The following is a 14591-nucleotide window of genomic DNA, read 5'->3' on the forward strand; positions in this document are numbered from 1 at the left end:
ATATTTATATGTTTAAAACGAATATCGTATTTAATGAGCAATAAAATAGAATCTATAGTTACAAGAATCGAAGCAGATGGAAAAATTATCGTTTATGTTGATGAAGAAGATAGAATAAAAAAAGGATTTTTTTACCCGTTTATGCCGGTGAGGGGATTTTCAAAGATGTTTGTGGGAAAGGATCTTGAGTTTTTGCCTGTGGCGGCAATGAGGATATGTGGTGTTTGCCATGTTACGCATGGTATCGCGGCGATTGAAGCAACGGAGTATGTGCTTGGTATCATACCTCCTAAAGACGGACTTATCCTAAGGGAAATAGCGGGATTGGGAAACAGGTTGCAAAGCCATGCCATGCATATGCTCTTTCTTTACCAGGATTTCTTTGAAGATGATAGGGCTGTGTTGAAAAAAATTTTCAAAATGCTTGAATTGGCCAGTGAGATAGTTAAAATAAGCGGGCATGCACCCATTCATCCCTCCAATGTCTGCGTTGGAGGCATGCTGAAAAATGTAAGCGATAAAGGTAAGGAAGAAATAGAAAAATCAACGAGAGAATATAAGACATTAATGGAGGAGTTCCGCACATCTTTTGAGGAAAGATTGGGTAAAATGGTGGAAGAAAATAAAATTCCTGAAGATCTCGGGAACGTTAATTTACCCTTTTTGGCCACGCACCCATATTATGGGGATAGAAATGAGGTAAATCTTCTGGATGTATCAGTAGTGCCACCTGAAAAGTATTACGATCTGGATGAACCAATAAGGGAAACTGGATCGTCCCTGGCCATGTATAATAACGAGATAACTGAGGTGGGTCCAAGGGCAAGATTAAAGAGATTCTTTAAGTTTGATTCCAGATTCCCATTGGCAATAAATATGGCTTACATAGAAGATGCCTTAAAGGGATGCGATAGGATAGAGGAATTATGTGGACTCCTAAATACCAATGGAGAAACAAGAACATTTTTTGAACCAAAAAGTGGAATGGGTATTGGCGTTCATGAAGCCCCAAGGGGTACAAACATACATGTGTTGAATTTAAGACAGGATGGGATAATAATGGATTATAGGATAATAGTTCCAACTATGTTCAATATACCTGTAATAGATGCTGCACTTGTGGGTGCTCCTTTGAAATTTGCAGAGGTAATTGTAAGAAGTTATGATCCCTGCCTTTCGTGTGCAACACATAGGATAATTGTTAGGAGGGATGGGGGATGAAGGTTATATACATCAAACTCGCAGATTGTAGCGGATGTATGATTAACTTTCTTGGAGTTCTTACAAATCCAGATGTTGAGTTGGTTTACTGTCCAAATTTGGTAGATAATAAAGAAATGACAGAGGCTGATATTGGATTTGTAAGTGGATCTGTATGTTTAGAGTTTCCTGAGCATATAAAAATTCTTAAAAAACTAAGGGAATTGTGCAGGGATATAGTTGCTGTGGGATCATGTGCTTGTGTTGGGGGTATAACAAGGTTTTGCAGGGGTAATCAAATACCGCAGGCATATCATATGACCTTCGTTCCAGTTTCTGATGTTATCAATATAGACTATGCAATTCCTGGATGCCCTGCATCGGTTGAGATTTTGAAAAAGTTCCTAGATGCTTATTTAAAGGGTAATTCAAAATATTTGATTCCATTTAAAAATCTCATAAAGAAAAAGAGAGCGAGTGGTCAGGACCTTCAGGATGAAATTGTTGCCCGTGGTTTATGTGTGGGATGCGGTATGTGTGCACTTTCTTGTCCTGTTGAGGCCATAGAAATGATTAAAGGTATGCCAGAGGTAAGGATGGATAAATGTATAAGATGTGGAACCTGTTATTTTAGATGTCCCCGAAACTTTCTTAAATTGAAAAAGGAAAATGCGGAGGTGATTTGATGTATGAAAAATATTTTGGGGAATATATAGATGTGGTTAGAGTAAGATCCAGAAAACCATCGTTTGGTGCCACCACAGCACTTATAGCCTATGCTTTGGATTCAAATGAAATAGATGGGGCCATCGTTGTGAAGGCGGATGATAATTGGAATTCTAAAGCGATTGTTATAAAAGATAGTGAGCAACTCAAGTCTGCCATTGGAACGAAATGGGTTATCACTCCAATGGTGGATGCGATAGTGGATGCTTTAAAAGTTGGGAGATTGGATAGAATTGCAATAATTGGCACACCTTGCCAGTGTCAGGTAATAAGGGATATGAGAGAATATCCTATGCAGGTAGGCGATATATTTGAAAGGATAAAACTTATCATTGGTCTATTTTGTATGGGTTCATTCACACAGGACGGATTTAAAACAATGTTGGAAAGAGAAATGGGAATTAGTCTTCCACAAATAAAAAGTGCAGAGATAAAAATGAATGAGTTTATAGTGGTGCTTAGAAATGGTGAAGTTAAAAAGATCTCTTTAGAGAGTGTTAGGAGAGATGTGAAACTTGCCTGTTTGTCTTGTGAGGATTTCACAGCAAAGAGCTCGGATATATCCTTTGGTATCGTGGGCTCAAAGGGTGATTGGAGAAGTTGCATAATCAGAAGTGAATATGCTCTAGAGATTTTAAGGTCAGCTGAGGAGAATGAATACGTAGAAGTGGGTGAAATGGATGAAGAAGGTATTATAGATATTGTGAACCAGGCCCGTGAAAAGATGAGACGTGCAAGTAAAATATAAAACGAAAGTCACAATGATTTTATTAAATTCCAATTTTCGCTTTGAAGTATTTTAATTAACTGATCTGCACCTCTCTTCACTTCTTGGCTAATCTGAACTCCGAACTCCATTGTTTTAGGCTGAATTCCTATGAGAATGCTGTTTCCCACGAAATCATTAATGTAGGTTAGAAAGAATGAAAGTGGCATACCATGGGTGCTGAATGCCACGTTCGGGATTTTCTCAATTGGTACGATACGGAACTCTCCGGGAGATAAGCCCATCAACGCGGCATCTACCAGTACCAAAGTTTCAGGTTTGATCCTCCTTATCTCGGAGGTGAAGTCCTCCGGTACCTGGCCGGCTATTATCACATGCCAATCATTCCTGTGAAAATTTCTGGCTACATAGATTCCAATGGCATCGTCTCCCCTGAGTTCGTTACCCACACCCATAAGGATTTTCATTAACTCACCTCAGAAGTCCTTGGACTATGAAGTCCGTGGCCTCTTCCTCAGAAAGTCCTCTGCACAGAAGGGTTATTATCTGCTTTTTATCAACCCGACCTATTGCAGCCTCGTGTGTAAGTTTTGCAGTGGGATTTTGAACGTTTACTATTGGATAGGCCATGGCTGTTGCCTCATCCATCAATATCTCTGTGCAGTCTATGTGACCTCTGGATTCTATTCCGAGTCCTGTTATCTCAGAGTTCACCACGCTTTTTGATCTTTCGGTTAGCACATTTCTTGTTTTTACCATCCCATTCGATTCACAGCCCTCCAGTGTTATCTTTTCGTTTAAAACTATGTAATCATCCTTCTTTCCAAGGATCTTAGCAATAACATTTGCTGAAGATTCTGCACCCACATGAATATCCGTAGATGAGTTTAATTTTCCAGCCCTTCCATGTGTTGCAGTAAAACTAAGATCGAATCTTGATTTTATGCCTGTATTCACGTGCACCTTGGAATCTATTTCTATGTCTCCTTCCTGAGAATGAATATGATTTTCCTCGTATTTTACCACTGCTCCATGTCCTATTTGAAACTGGATATTTGACTTGTGAACAACTTTTTCTGCATTTGGAAATACACAATGGGAAATAAAGTGCACCTTTGAGTTATCCTTTACTGTTATCCTTGCATTTATACTCTGCTCTCCGGTTTTGTTCAATATTGCAAAGCAAATATGTACGGGTTTTTCAAGACTCCTTTCAACCAGGATATCTATAACCGTGCTGTCCTTCAACTCTTCTGTATTTATGATTATACCATCTGCCAGTTTAATTTTAACAGGTTTATTTTTGTGTATGAGTAATCTGGGGGTATTTTCATCCACTATTCCGGTGTACCTTGATATGCTCTCAAGAACATTCGTCCTCATCACCCCCATTCATATTTTCAAAAAAACTTTTCACAAGTTTTGGCTCACCGGATTTTATTATCTTTCCGTTACTGAGCACATGGGCCACATCTCCCAGGTTTACAAGTTCTTTGTTATGGGTGATCAGAATGACTGTAGCTCCATTTTTCTTCAGAGTATACACCGCCTCTCCTATTTTTCCATAGGAAAGCATATCTATGCCACTATCTGGTTCATCAAGTATTGCCACTCTGGGTTTCATAAGTAAAACAGATGCGAGTTCTATTCTCTTTCTCTCACCACCGCTGAGGGTATCGTCCATTCTCTTTTTCACTATCTCAACCGGTAGTCCAACGAGATTTAGAACGGAGAACAGCGAATTTAGGCTTTTTTCTTTTGAGGAAATCAGCAGGTAGTCCTTTATAATTATCCCCTCAAATCTTGCTGGCTCCTGAAAACAGAGTGTTATGCCCAGTTTGGCACGTTCGGTGATGCCCATGTGATCTATTCTTCTCCCATTCAATTCTATTTTTCCCGTGGTGGGATATATCCCCATGATTCCTCCTGCAAGCGTGCTCTTTCCTGAACCGTTAATCCCGAGAATAACATGAATCTTGGAATCTTGAAAATCCATATTTATCCCTTTTATTATCTCCGTATCTCCTCGATACACCTTTAGATTTCTCACCGAAAGCATGTATGGGGTTTTATGAAGCAACTTATTAAAATTTTTCTCCCCATATTTGCGTATCGTATTTAAAATTCAAAGATAAAACAAAATAAAAACGAATTATGAAAATAAAATGAAGAAAAATTTAAATTCAATGTTGTAATATCGTATAACAATGGGAAAAAGGATTCTCATAGCAAAGGTCGGGCTCGATGGTCACGATCGTGGAGCCAAGGTAGTTGCAAGGGCATTAAAGAACGCAGGGTACGAGGTTATTTACACCGGAATCAGGCAGAGTCCTGAGCAGGTTGTAGCAACTGCAATACAGGAAGATGTTGATCTTATAGGTCTAAGTTGTCTATCCGGTGCACATCTTCAACTTTTCAGGCGGGTTATTGAGTTGATGAAGGAGAAGGGTGTGGATATTCCTGTTTTCTGCGGTGGTACGATACCTCCAGATGATGTGGAGGCTCTGAAGAAGATGGGAATCAAAGAGGTATTTGGGCCGGGTACTTCTTTAAAGTTTATAGTTGAGAAGGTGGGAGAATGGGTGAAATAGGCGAAATTCTGGAGAGGGTGAGGTCGGGGGATAGGGTTGCACTTTCAAAACTAATAACAATGATGGAGAGGGATGCAGATCTTAGAAAGGAAGTGATCGGAAAGATATACGGTTGTCCGGTGAAGGGTAAGATTATATGTTTCACCGGTCCTCCAGGAGTGGGGAAGAGCACGTTGATAGATCATGTTATTTCACTCTTGGTTGAAAGGGGTAAGAAGGTTGGAGTGATCCTTGTTGATCCAAGATCTCCTTACACCGGTGGAGCCATACTGGGGGATAGAATAAGAATGCAGAGACATGCAACAAATCCCAATGTTTTCATTAGAAGCATAAGTTGTGCGGATAATCCGGAGGGGATATCAAGGTCTGTAAAGGACATCCTCAAGGTTCTTGCCCTTGCGGGGATGGATTACATAATTGTGGAAACCGTGGGCACGGGGCAGATTGCAGTTGAGGTGTCCTACATATGCCATACCACAGTACTCGTGCTCATGCCCAATATGGGTGATGATATACAGATGATGAAGGCAGGGATAATTGAGAGTGCGGATATATATGTGATAAATAAGTGTGATATAAACGGAGCAGATCTTACAGAGGCTTATTTGAGGGATAATGTGGAACCCAGAGACGGATGGACCCCTCCAATAGTAAGAACAATAGGGTACAACAGGGCCACGGTAATACCACTTCTTGATAAGATTGAGGAGCACTTGAGTATGGAGAACCCAATGTATGTTGATAAGATAAGGGGATTGCTTAGAACAATGTTTCTGGACCATGTGGATGATCTTGCAATTGAATTTCTCAATGGAAACGAGTCGTTTGATGCCTATGTGAAGAAGGTGGCAGAATGCCAGTGTGACTATTATAGTGCAGTAGAGAATCTTTATGAAATCTTTAAAAAGGAGGTGCTCTGCAATGATAAAGAAGATTGATCATGTTGCAATAGCGGTTAAAAATCTGGAAGAAGGCGTGAAAATATGGAAAGATATGGGTTTTAAAGTAGAATATGAAAATGTGGATGATCAGGGGGTAAGGGTTGGAATAATTCATCTTGGTAATGCCAGAATAGAGATTCTTGAGCCCATTAACGAGAATTCGCCAATCAATAAGTTTTTAGAGAAAAGGGGTGAAGGATTGCATCATCTTGCCGTTGAGGTGGAAAACATTGAAAAATCCCTGAAAGTTTTGAAGGAGCTGGGATACAGGCTTATTGATGAAGAACCCAGACTCGGTGCAGGGGGCAAAAAAATAGCATTTGTGCACCCACAGAGCACCAGATTTCTTCTGGAACTTGTGGAGGGATAAATGTGGATGTGGAGAGAATAATCAGGGAAAGGGAGCGTTGGGAAAGCACAACTCTAAAGAAATTTCTTGAGAGGAAGGGTGAGAGGAAAAAATTTGTGCTGGATTTTGATGTGAATATAGATAGATTGTACGCACCAGATAATCTTAAGGATTGGGACTATATTGAAAAATTGGGATTTCCGGGGGAGTATCCCTTCACCAGGGGCGTTTATCCAACCATGTACCGTGGTCGTCTGTGGACAATGAGGCAGTATGCGGGATTTGGAACAGCAGAGGAGACAAACAAAAGGTACAAGTTTTTGCTGGAGCAGGGACAAACAGGGCTCAGTGTGGCGTTTGACTTACCCACCCAGGTGGGATACGATTCTGATGATCCTATGGCTTTGGGGGAAGTGGGCAAGGTTGGAGTGGCCATAGATACAATTGAGGATATGCGGATCCTGTTTGATGGGATACCACTTGACAAAATAAGCACCTCAATGACCATAAATTCCACGGCGGCAATACTTTTAAGCATGTATCAGATTGTTGGGGAGGAAAAAGGTATCTCTCCTGGTGTATTGAGGGGAACCATCCAGAATGATATACTCAAGGAATACATAGCCAGGGGCACGTACATATTTCCACCTCAACCTTCAATGCGCATGGTGGCGGATACCATTGTATACTGTGCTGAGAAAATACCAAAGTGGAATCCCATAAGCATCTCCGGATATCACATTCGTGAGGCTGGGAGCACTGCGGTCCAGGAGGTGGCATTCACAATAGCAGATGGCATTGAGTATGTTAGATGGATCACCCGTAGAGGTGTGGATGTGGACAAATTTGCCCCTCGCCTATCCTTCTTCTTTGCGGCGCACAATAATTTCTTTGAAGAGATTGCCAAGTTCAGAGCCGCCAGAAGAATATGGGCAAAGGTTATGCGTGAAAGGTTTGGTGCGAAAAATCCCAAGTCAATGATGATGCGGTTTCACACTCAAACTGGAGGTTCCACTCTTACTGCCCAGCAGCCCTTCAACAACATAGTTAGAGTGGCAATACAGGCACTTGCTGCTGTTCTCGGAGGAACTCAGAGTTTACACACAAATTCCTATGATGAGGCACTTGCACTACCAACTCGCAAATCTGTGGAAATTGCTCTGCGCACGCAGCAGATTATAGCGTATGAAAGTGGTGTGGTGGATACCATTGATCCAATGGGCGGTTCCTACTATGTGGAATGGCTTACGGATACAATTGAGGAGGAAGTTTGGAAGTACCTGGATAGGATTGAAGAACTGGGTGGAATGACCAGGGCCATAGAGGTTGGATATGTGCAGAGGGAGATAGCAGATTCAGCATACCGGATGCAGATGGGGATTGAAAATGGGGATCGTATTGTTGTGGGTGTTAATAGATTTGTAGATGAAAAAGAGGAGGTGAGTATCGAGATAATGAAGGTTTGTGAGGAAATGTGTATGAGGCAAATAGAGCGACTTCGTAGGTTTAGGGCGAACAGGGATAGCAACAAGGTGAAAAGGGCTTTAAATGAATTGAGCAGGATTGCAGAGATGGAAGAGTCCAACGAAAACAATATTGTGCCCTACATTTATCAATGTGTGAAGAGCAATGCCACCCTTGGTGAGATTGTATCTGCGCTCAAGGAGGTTTATGGAGAGTACCGCGCTCCAACGGTGATATGATGCGCAAGTATAATATACCTGGAGCATTTACTATCGTCGAAACTCGTTAAACCGATTGACGGAAGTGGGGGATTACTATGCTCGAGGAAAAAAGAAAAAGGGCTATGCTCGGTGGCGGAGAGGAGCGCATAAGGAAACAGCATGAAAAGGGTAAACTCACAGCTAGGGAGAGGATTGAGAAACTTCTCGATCCCGGGACATTCGTTGAAATAGGAATGTTTGCCCAGTCCCGTGCCACTGATTTTGGAATGGACAAAAAGAGGGTACCTGGAGATGGTGTTGTCACAGGTTACGGTACAATAAATGGAAAACTCGTATTTGTATATGCCCAGGATTTCACAGTTCTCGGTGGCTCCCTGGGAGAGATGCACGCCCAGAAGATAACCACAATAATGGATCTGGCTTTGAAGAACGGAGCACCGATAATAGGGCTCAACGATTCTGGGGGAGCGAGGATTCAGGAGGGCGTTGATTCTCTCAAGGGATATGGAGAGATATTCTTCAGAAACACCATGGCCAGTGGAGTTGTGCCTCAGATTGCAGTGATAATGGGTCCAAGTGCAGGTGGTGCGGTATACTCACCGGCCATAATGGATTTTGTGATAATGGTGGACAAGACGGCCCACATGTTCATAACAGGGCCCCAGGTTATCAAGGCTGTAACCGGCGAAGATGTTGATTTCGAGACTCTTGGTGGTGCTCTGGTGCACAATCAGAAGAGTGGAAACGCCCATCTTTTTGCCAGAAACGAGGATGAGGCCCTTAACATGGTGAAGATTCTTCTCAGTTATCTTCCTTCAAATAATATGGAAGATCCCCCGGAGGTGGATGTGGGTGATCCTCCGGACAGGATTGAATACTCTCTGGACAGAGTCATACCTGAAGATCCAAAGAGGTCCTACGATGTAAGGGATGTTATAAACCTCATTGTGGATCGGGGTACGTTCTTTGAAATACATCCCTTCTTTGCAGAGAACATTGTTGTTGGATTTGCCAGGATGGCAGGTAAGACCGTTGGAATAGTTGCAAATCAACCAAAGGTGTTTGCAGGTGTTCTTGATATAAATGCAAGTGATAAGGCGGCGCGTTTCATAAGATTCTGTGACGCCTTTAACATACCGATTATTACCCTGGTTGATGTGCCTGGATACATGCCCGGTGTGGAGCAGGAGCATGGAGGTATAATTAGGCATGGTGCTAAATTGCTTTACGCGTACAGCGAAGCCACCGTGCCCAAGATAACCGTGATAATGCGCAAGGCATATGGTGGGGCCTACATAGGTATGGGTTCAAAGCATCTTCGCACCGATGTGGTTTATGCGTGGCCCACCGCCGAAATTGCTGTTATGGGTCCCGAGGGTGCAGTGAACATAGTGTTCAGGAAGGAGATAAACAATGCGGAGAACCCGGATAAAAGGAGGCAAGAACTAATAAAGGAGTACAGGGACAAGTTTGCCAACCCCTATGTTGCCGCATCCCGCTTGTACGTGGACGATGTAATATACCCCCATGAGACCAGACCGAAGATCATTCAGGCGCTCAGAATGCTGGAGAACAAGATGGAAGATAGACCTGCAAAGAAGCATGGGAATATACCTCTGTAGGTGATGTGTTGAGGGCCCTTTTCTGTATATCTCTAATTATTCTTCTGACCTTCGCCTATGCCTCTGGAGAGAGCGTGAATGCAAACTGGAATGTCAGTTACAGGGCGGATAATTTCGGGGTTTCATCTCATGGAGGATGGATCAATATAATTTTGGAAAACGGATTTGCTTCCCTTACAACTGCACTTTCAAACATAACCACACATCCTGAAGAGGGCGCCCGGGTAAGCATGAATATTATAACTCATATTTCTCCCTCCACAGTAATGGCAGGGATGAAGATAGTTATAGGAAACGATACCGTGTTTAAAAGTGCGTTGACGAGCGGGAATAAAACGGTTGAATTTTATCTTCTGAAAAATTACAATGCTACTGAACGCTTTGCAGTGATTTTCTATGACCTTGGCGGCTCAATGGATGTTAAAATGAGCCCAATTCATGTTGAAAAATCCAAGAACGGTCTGGACGAAGGGCTCCTTCTCTCCGGAATCGGCATGGGTGTGGTATTTTCCGTCCTTGGAATTCTTGCAGTGGTGATGTACACATTTGCAAGATTCATAGGTGATGAGGAAAAGAATAATAAGGATGAAAAGCCTTCAAAGAAGGTTGATATTGGCTCAAGGAGTGTGGAAGAAATGGACGAAGAGGTAATAGCCGCTATAACTGGTGCCATAAGCCTTTATTTGGGTGGCAGAAAGTTCAGGATAATAAGCGTGAAACCGTCTCCCTGGAAATATTATGGGAGAATGGCAGGAATGAGGCGATTGAGATGAAGAGGAAGTTTAAGGTTGTTGTTAACGGTAGGGAGTACACAGTGGAAGTGGAGGAGCTGGGTGAACCTTCTTCAACGCCCACGGTGCAATCAGTGGCCATGGCACCTGCAAATGTGCCGGTAAATACATCTGCTAAATTGAAGGAGAGTGTTTCTAATAAAACCGTTGAAGGCGCAGTAACTGCTCCTATGCCAGGTAAGATACTGGATATCAGAGTCAAGGTTGGAGATGCTGTGAAAAAAGGAGACGTGCTTCTGATATTAGAGGCAATGAAAATGGAGAATGAAATAGTATCGCCCAAGGATGGCAAGGTTAGAGAGATAATGGTGAATGTGGGAGATACCGTGGATAGGGGTGCACCCTTGATAGTGATAGAGTGAGGTCAATATGCTCGGAGTGCTGGGAGAACTTCTCGGGTTCCTCTCTCTAAACTGGAGAGAGGTTGTTATGATCATAGTCGGCCTGCTCTTCATTACCCTGGGGATAAAGTATAAAATGGAGCCATTGCTGCTGGTGCCCATAGGTTTCAGTGCAGTGATAGTTAACCTGCCTTTGAGTGGACTGACCGAAGCGCCCCATGGATTTCTCTATCTTGTTTACAAGTATCTGATAAGTACAGAGGCCATTCCACTTCTCATATTTTTAGGTATAGGTGCAATGACCGATTTTGAGCCCCTGCTTGCCAATCCAAAGACCTTTCTTCTTGGGGCGGCTGCTCAGATTGGAATTTACTGTGCCATGCTTGCTGCCCTCATTTTCGGATTTAACATAAATCAGGCGGCAGCCATAGGTATAATTGGAGGAGCAGATGGACCCACCACAATCTACACGGCTACAAAACTTGCCCCTGATATTCTGGGTGCCGTGGCTGTTGCCGCCTATTCATACATGTCAATGGTTCCACTCATCCAGCCACCTGTAATAAGGGCCCTTACCACCAAAAAGGAAAGAAGCGTCGTTATGAAACCTCTGAGAAAGGTCGGAAAGAGAGAAAAAATTCTTTTCCCAATAGTTACAACGATTGTTGTTGGATTGCTGGTACCCACTGCCCTGCCCTTGATCGGGATGCTAATGTTTGGGAATCTCCTGAGGGAGTGCGGGGTTACGGAGAGATTATCAAAAACCGTGCAAAATGAGTTGATAAACATTGCCACCATATTCTTGGGGCTCGGTGTGGGCTATATGATGACGGCCAGTAGATTTTTAACCATACAAACTGTTGAGATTCTTCTACTTGGTGTGTTTGCGTTTGCTACAGCCACAGCTGGGGGAGTGTTGCTTGGTAAGCTCTTCTACTTCCTGTCCCACGGTAAGATAAATCCCATGATTGGAGCGGCTGGAGTGAGTGCGGTACCAATGAGCGCACGGGTGGTTCAGAGAATGGGTTCAAAGGAGAACCCAGGTAATTTCCTGCTCATGCATGCCATGGGTCCAAATGTTGCAGGTGTTATTGGATCTGCCATAGCGGCTGGGGTGTTTATTGCGTATCTGCTTTGAGTCTTATTTCTCTCTCATTAAGAATTCTTAAAACCAGCTCTTTCAGTTTCTCTGGATTTTCAAGTTTAAATTTTTCCCTGTACGGGCAATCCTCATCTCTCATTATCCGATCCCTCTCTGGATCGTAGATGAAGGGATAAAACCTGCAACCCTCCGGCCTTTGTTCGTATATCTTGCACAGTCCTTGTTCATTCAGAAAAACGCATCTTCCATTCCTGTTTTTGAGGTATAGGAACCCATCCTCCTCATAGTAAAAATCATCGTATCCCAGCGCCTTTATTCGTTCCACGTCCTCCTCGGTTAGCATCATCTCCGTATTGTGGCAGCAGGCGGAGCATCTGTATTTAATGCAGGGTAGCATTGATGATGGATATAATTTGAGAACTTAATCTTTTTTACGTGAAATTTTTAATCTTTAACATAATCTCCCGTTATGAGACTCTTGGCACTGGCCGATATCCACGGCTCTTGGAACGCGCTCTATATGATTGAGGAACTTTCCCAGGAATATGAATTTGACGCAGTGCTGATTGCTGGTGATATAACCAATTTTGGTCCTGCTGACTTTGCCCTTGAATTTTTGAATCATATTGAAGGGCCTGTGCTCGCGGTTCCTGGCAACTGTGACCCCCCGGATGTGCTGGATGCCATAGAAAAAAGCAGGGCTGAAAATTTGCATGATAGGGCAGTCGTGCTTGGTAACCTCAAATTCATCGGGCTCGGTGGCACAAATGGAAGGGGATTCACCATGGGCATAACATTCTCGGAAGATTATGCCTACAGTGTTTTTAGAAATTGCAAGGGCTGTGTGTTCTTGACTCACCAGCCGCCCTTGGGCATACTTGACGATGTTGGAGGCAGGCACATAGGTAGCAGGGGTATAAGAGATGCTGTTTTTGAGGCAAAGCCCCGGCTGGTTGTATCTGGACATGTTCACGAGGCGAGAGGTTATCAATTCATAAAGGATATTCTCTTTGTGAATCCAGGACCTGCCAAGGATGGATACGCTGCCATTATCAATTTGCAGGACATGAGCGTTGAGATGATAGAAAAATAGGCAAAAATTTAATATTTAATGAGTATAATATCCATAAAGGAGGTATGACTATGGCTGAGGATGAAGATTTGGGTACCCTCAACTTGTGGGAGCAGGTTCAGAACTACTTGGCAAAGATTCAGAAGAGGGAGAAGGAAGTTAATGAACGGGCCCGCCAGCTGGATGAACGGGAGAAAAAAATCAAGGAGAGGGAAGAAAGGATTGCAGATCTTGAAAAGAAGGTTCAGGAGAAGGAGAAGTTGCTTGACAGAAAGAGTTCAGAACTGGAAAATTATGCAAAGAAACTTGAAGAGGAGAAAAATAAATACCAGCAGATGGTAAAAGAACTGCAAAAGAGGGTTGCCGCCGTAACTTCTGCAGAGAGCGTGCTGAAGGAGTACGAAAAGACCTTGAAGACAACTAAGGATGAGATTGAGAAGAAACTTGGGGAGATATCTGCCCTGTACCGCGGTCTCACAGATCTCAGAGAGAAGATGATCCAAACCCTTGAATCCCTTGCTGGTGGTGAAGTTAAGGTTGAGGAGAAGGAAGCTCCTGCCAAAAAGGAGGAGAAAAAGGAGGAATTTGAGGTAGTGATTGTGGATGGTGAGGAGTTCATAAAATGTCCCCAGTGTGGAACCCTGAATTCAAAGGATGCAATAATGTGCTACAACTGCGGTTATGTCTTCAAGCCTGAAGAGCTTGAAAAGTGAGATGCCAACCTCTCCAGTCTATTTTTTATATGATTTAAGCTCTGTGCGAGGATATCCCGGTTATTGTACCCTTCGAGCACCCTAATTGCTCTCTCCTCATTCATACCTTCTGCAAATTTTATCATATTTTTTATTGCCCTTGTGAGTTCGTCCACGATGGTGATATCCGCCGTTTGGGCGGTTCTGGATAGCGGGTTCAGATCTATGGTGATGACGGATTTTCCCATATCCTTAAGTGCCTTTGTGCGATCTCCATCTTCAAGGGGTACAAGCACCACGTCCGCTGAATATATGCCTTCCCTTGTGCATAATGCCCTTGCATGCTCAAGATTCGGAATTCTTGCATCCGGCTCAGCCCCCAGAATCCTTGCACCCAGTTTTTCGAACTCTCTCACGATTTTCCTTACCCTCTCCTCTGTGCGGTAGAAAAGGTTTACCTCAATTTTTGTGTTTAGTACCCTAGCAAGTTGAATCACATCTGGGGCTGCAAGGGCTGTTACATTTCCATTCACAGAAATCACAGGGTTTTTTGCAAGGAACAATCTTGCCACCGCGGCTTCCTCGGCTCTCAATGCAAAATCCTCACTTCTCTCACCGATCAGGTAATCAAAGGTCTCTCCCCTTCCGTGGGCTATCAGACCTGCATGGGCAACTATACCCTTTTTAAAACCTTCTATTATCCTTTCCCTCTTCATCAGGGATTCATATCTTGGATGGCTTTTGGGAATCAT

18 protein-coding genes are annotated in these 14591 nt (G+C 43.1%); 13 read left to right on the forward strand and 5 right to left on the reverse strand.

Annotation, left to right across the window (positions count from 1 at the left end):
• Nucleotides 1-33 precede the first annotated feature (33 nt).
• From AC0S1O_RS05220 to AC0S1O_RS05230, 3 genes are read left to right on the forward strand one after another with little or no spacing between them, the layout of a single operon-like run.
• Nucleotides 34-1221, forward strand: a complete 1188-nt coding sequence (locus tag AC0S1O_RS05220) for a nickel-dependent hydrogenase large subunit (RefSeq protein WP_475393276.1) — start codon at nt 34-36, stop codon at nt 1219-1221.
• Entirely contained in the window at nt 1218-1886 is a 669-nt protein-coding gene (locus tag AC0S1O_RS05225) for an NADH-quinone oxidoreductase subunit B family protein (RefSeq protein WP_475393277.1), read from the forward strand. The genes AC0S1O_RS05220 and AC0S1O_RS05225 overlap by 4 nt, the downstream gene beginning before the upstream one ends.
• A complete protein-coding gene (locus AC0S1O_RS05230) occupies nt 1886-2674 on the forward strand; it encodes a Coenzyme F420 hydrogenase/dehydrogenase, beta subunit C-terminal domain (RefSeq protein WP_475393278.1) in 789 nt (262 codons plus the stop codon). Before AC0S1O_RS05225 ends, AC0S1O_RS05230 begins: the two co-directional genes overlap by 1 nt.
• 8 nt (nt 2675-2682) lie before the next feature.
• Here the strand turns inward: AC0S1O_RS05230 and hycI are convergent, their stop codons facing one another.
• The 3 genes from hycI to AC0S1O_RS05245 are packed head-to-tail and all read right to left on the reverse strand — an operon-like array spanning nt 2683 to nt 4712.
• A complete protein-coding gene (gene hycI, locus AC0S1O_RS05235; RefSeq protein ID WP_475393279.1) occupies nt 2683-3120 on the reverse strand; it encodes a hydrogenase maturation peptidase HycI in 438 nt (145 codons plus the stop codon).
• 4 nt (nt 3121-3124) lie between these two features.
• A complete protein-coding gene (locus tag AC0S1O_RS05240) occupies nt 3125-4036 on the reverse strand; it encodes a SufB/SufD family protein (protein WP_475393280.1) in 912 nt (303 codons plus the stop codon).
• Nucleotides 4017-4712 (reverse strand): ATP-binding cassette domain-containing protein, encoded by a 696-nt coding sequence (locus tag AC0S1O_RS05245; protein ID WP_475393281.1) that lies wholly within the window; start codon nt 4710-4712, stop codon nt 4017-4019. The genes AC0S1O_RS05240 and AC0S1O_RS05245 overlap by 20 nt, the downstream gene beginning before the upstream one ends.
• Before the next feature lie 148 nt (nt 4713-4860).
• On the opposite strand from AC0S1O_RS05245, the gene AC0S1O_RS05250 reads away from it, so the two are divergent.
• The 8 genes from AC0S1O_RS05250 (at nt 4861) to AC0S1O_RS05285 (ending at nt 12111) form a co-directional block, all read left to right on the forward strand.
• On the forward strand, nt 4861-5244 hold the full coding sequence (locus AC0S1O_RS05250; protein ID WP_475393282.1) for a cobalamin B12-binding domain-containing protein: 384 nt from the start codon (nt 4861-4863) through the stop codon (nt 5242-5244).
• On the forward strand, nt 5232-6182 hold the full coding sequence (meaB, locus tag AC0S1O_RS05255; RefSeq protein WP_475393283.1) for a methylmalonyl Co-A mutase-associated GTPase MeaB: 951 nt from the start codon (nt 5232-5234) through the stop codon (nt 6180-6182). The genes AC0S1O_RS05250 and meaB overlap by 13 nt, the downstream gene beginning before the upstream one ends.
• The gene (gene mce / locus AC0S1O_RS05260; RefSeq protein WP_475393284.1) at nt 6166-6555 is read left to right on the forward strand and encodes a methylmalonyl-CoA epimerase; all 390 of its coding nucleotides are present in this window, start codon (nt 6166-6168) and stop codon (nt 6553-6555) included. Before meaB ends, mce begins: the two co-directional genes overlap by 17 nt.
• Nucleotides 6552-8237, forward strand: a complete 1686-nt coding sequence (locus AC0S1O_RS05265) for an acyl-CoA mutase large subunit family protein (protein WP_475394476.1) — start codon at nt 6552-6554, stop codon at nt 8235-8237. Before mce ends, AC0S1O_RS05265 begins: the two co-directional genes overlap by 4 nt.
• A 77-nt stretch (nt 8238-8314) precedes the next feature.
• Nucleotides 8315-9841 carry an acyl-CoA carboxylase subunit beta gene (locus AC0S1O_RS05270; protein WP_475393285.1) on the forward strand — a complete coding sequence of 509 codons (1527 nt, stop codon included), beginning with the start codon at nt 8315-8317 and terminating at the stop codon, nt 9839-9841.
• A gap of 8 nt (nt 9842-9849) precedes the next feature.
• Nucleotides 9850-10614, forward strand: coding sequence for an OadG family protein (locus tag AC0S1O_RS05275; protein WP_475393286.1), 765 nt, complete (start codon nt 9850-9852; stop codon nt 10612-10614).
• The gene (locus AC0S1O_RS05280; RefSeq protein WP_475393287.1) at nt 10611-10994 is read left to right on the forward strand and encodes a biotin/lipoyl-containing protein; all 384 of its coding nucleotides are present in this window, start codon (nt 10611-10613) and stop codon (nt 10992-10994) included. Before AC0S1O_RS05275 ends, AC0S1O_RS05280 begins: the two co-directional genes overlap by 4 nt.
• A gap of 7 nt (nt 10995-11001) precedes the next feature.
• A complete protein-coding gene (locus AC0S1O_RS05285) occupies nt 11002-12111 on the forward strand; it encodes a sodium ion-translocating decarboxylase subunit beta (RefSeq protein ID WP_475393288.1) in 1110 nt (369 codons plus the stop codon).
• Here the strand turns inward: AC0S1O_RS05285 and AC0S1O_RS05290 are convergent.
• Nucleotides 12092-12472: a YkgJ family cysteine cluster protein gene (locus AC0S1O_RS05290; protein ID WP_475393289.1), complete on the reverse strand. Its 381-nt coding sequence runs from the start codon at nt 12470-12472 to the stop codon at nt 12092-12094. The genes AC0S1O_RS05285 and AC0S1O_RS05290 overlap by 20 nt on opposite strands.
• A gap of 72 nt (nt 12473-12544) precedes the next feature.
• On the opposite strand from AC0S1O_RS05290, the gene AC0S1O_RS05295 reads away from it, so the two are divergent.
• Together AC0S1O_RS05295 and AC0S1O_RS05300 are read left to right on the forward strand one after the other, a co-directional pair.
• A complete protein-coding gene (locus AC0S1O_RS05295) occupies nt 12545-13168 on the forward strand; it encodes a metallophosphoesterase family protein (protein ID WP_475393290.1) in 624 nt (207 codons plus the stop codon).
• 50 nt (nt 13169-13218) lie between these two features.
• A complete protein-coding gene (locus AC0S1O_RS05300; RefSeq protein WP_475393291.1) occupies nt 13219-13860 on the forward strand; it encodes a zinc ribbon domain-containing protein in 642 nt (213 codons plus the stop codon).
• Here the strand turns inward: AC0S1O_RS05300 and AC0S1O_RS05305 are convergent.
• On the reverse strand, nt 13827-14591 hold the full coding sequence (locus AC0S1O_RS05305; RefSeq protein ID WP_475393292.1) for a 4-phosphopantoate--beta-alanine ligase: 765 nt from the start codon (nt 14589-14591) through the stop codon (nt 13827-13829). The genes AC0S1O_RS05300 and AC0S1O_RS05305 overlap by 34 nt on opposite strands.

This window comes from Candidatus Aciduliprofundum sp. HYA1, assembly GCF_056175085.1.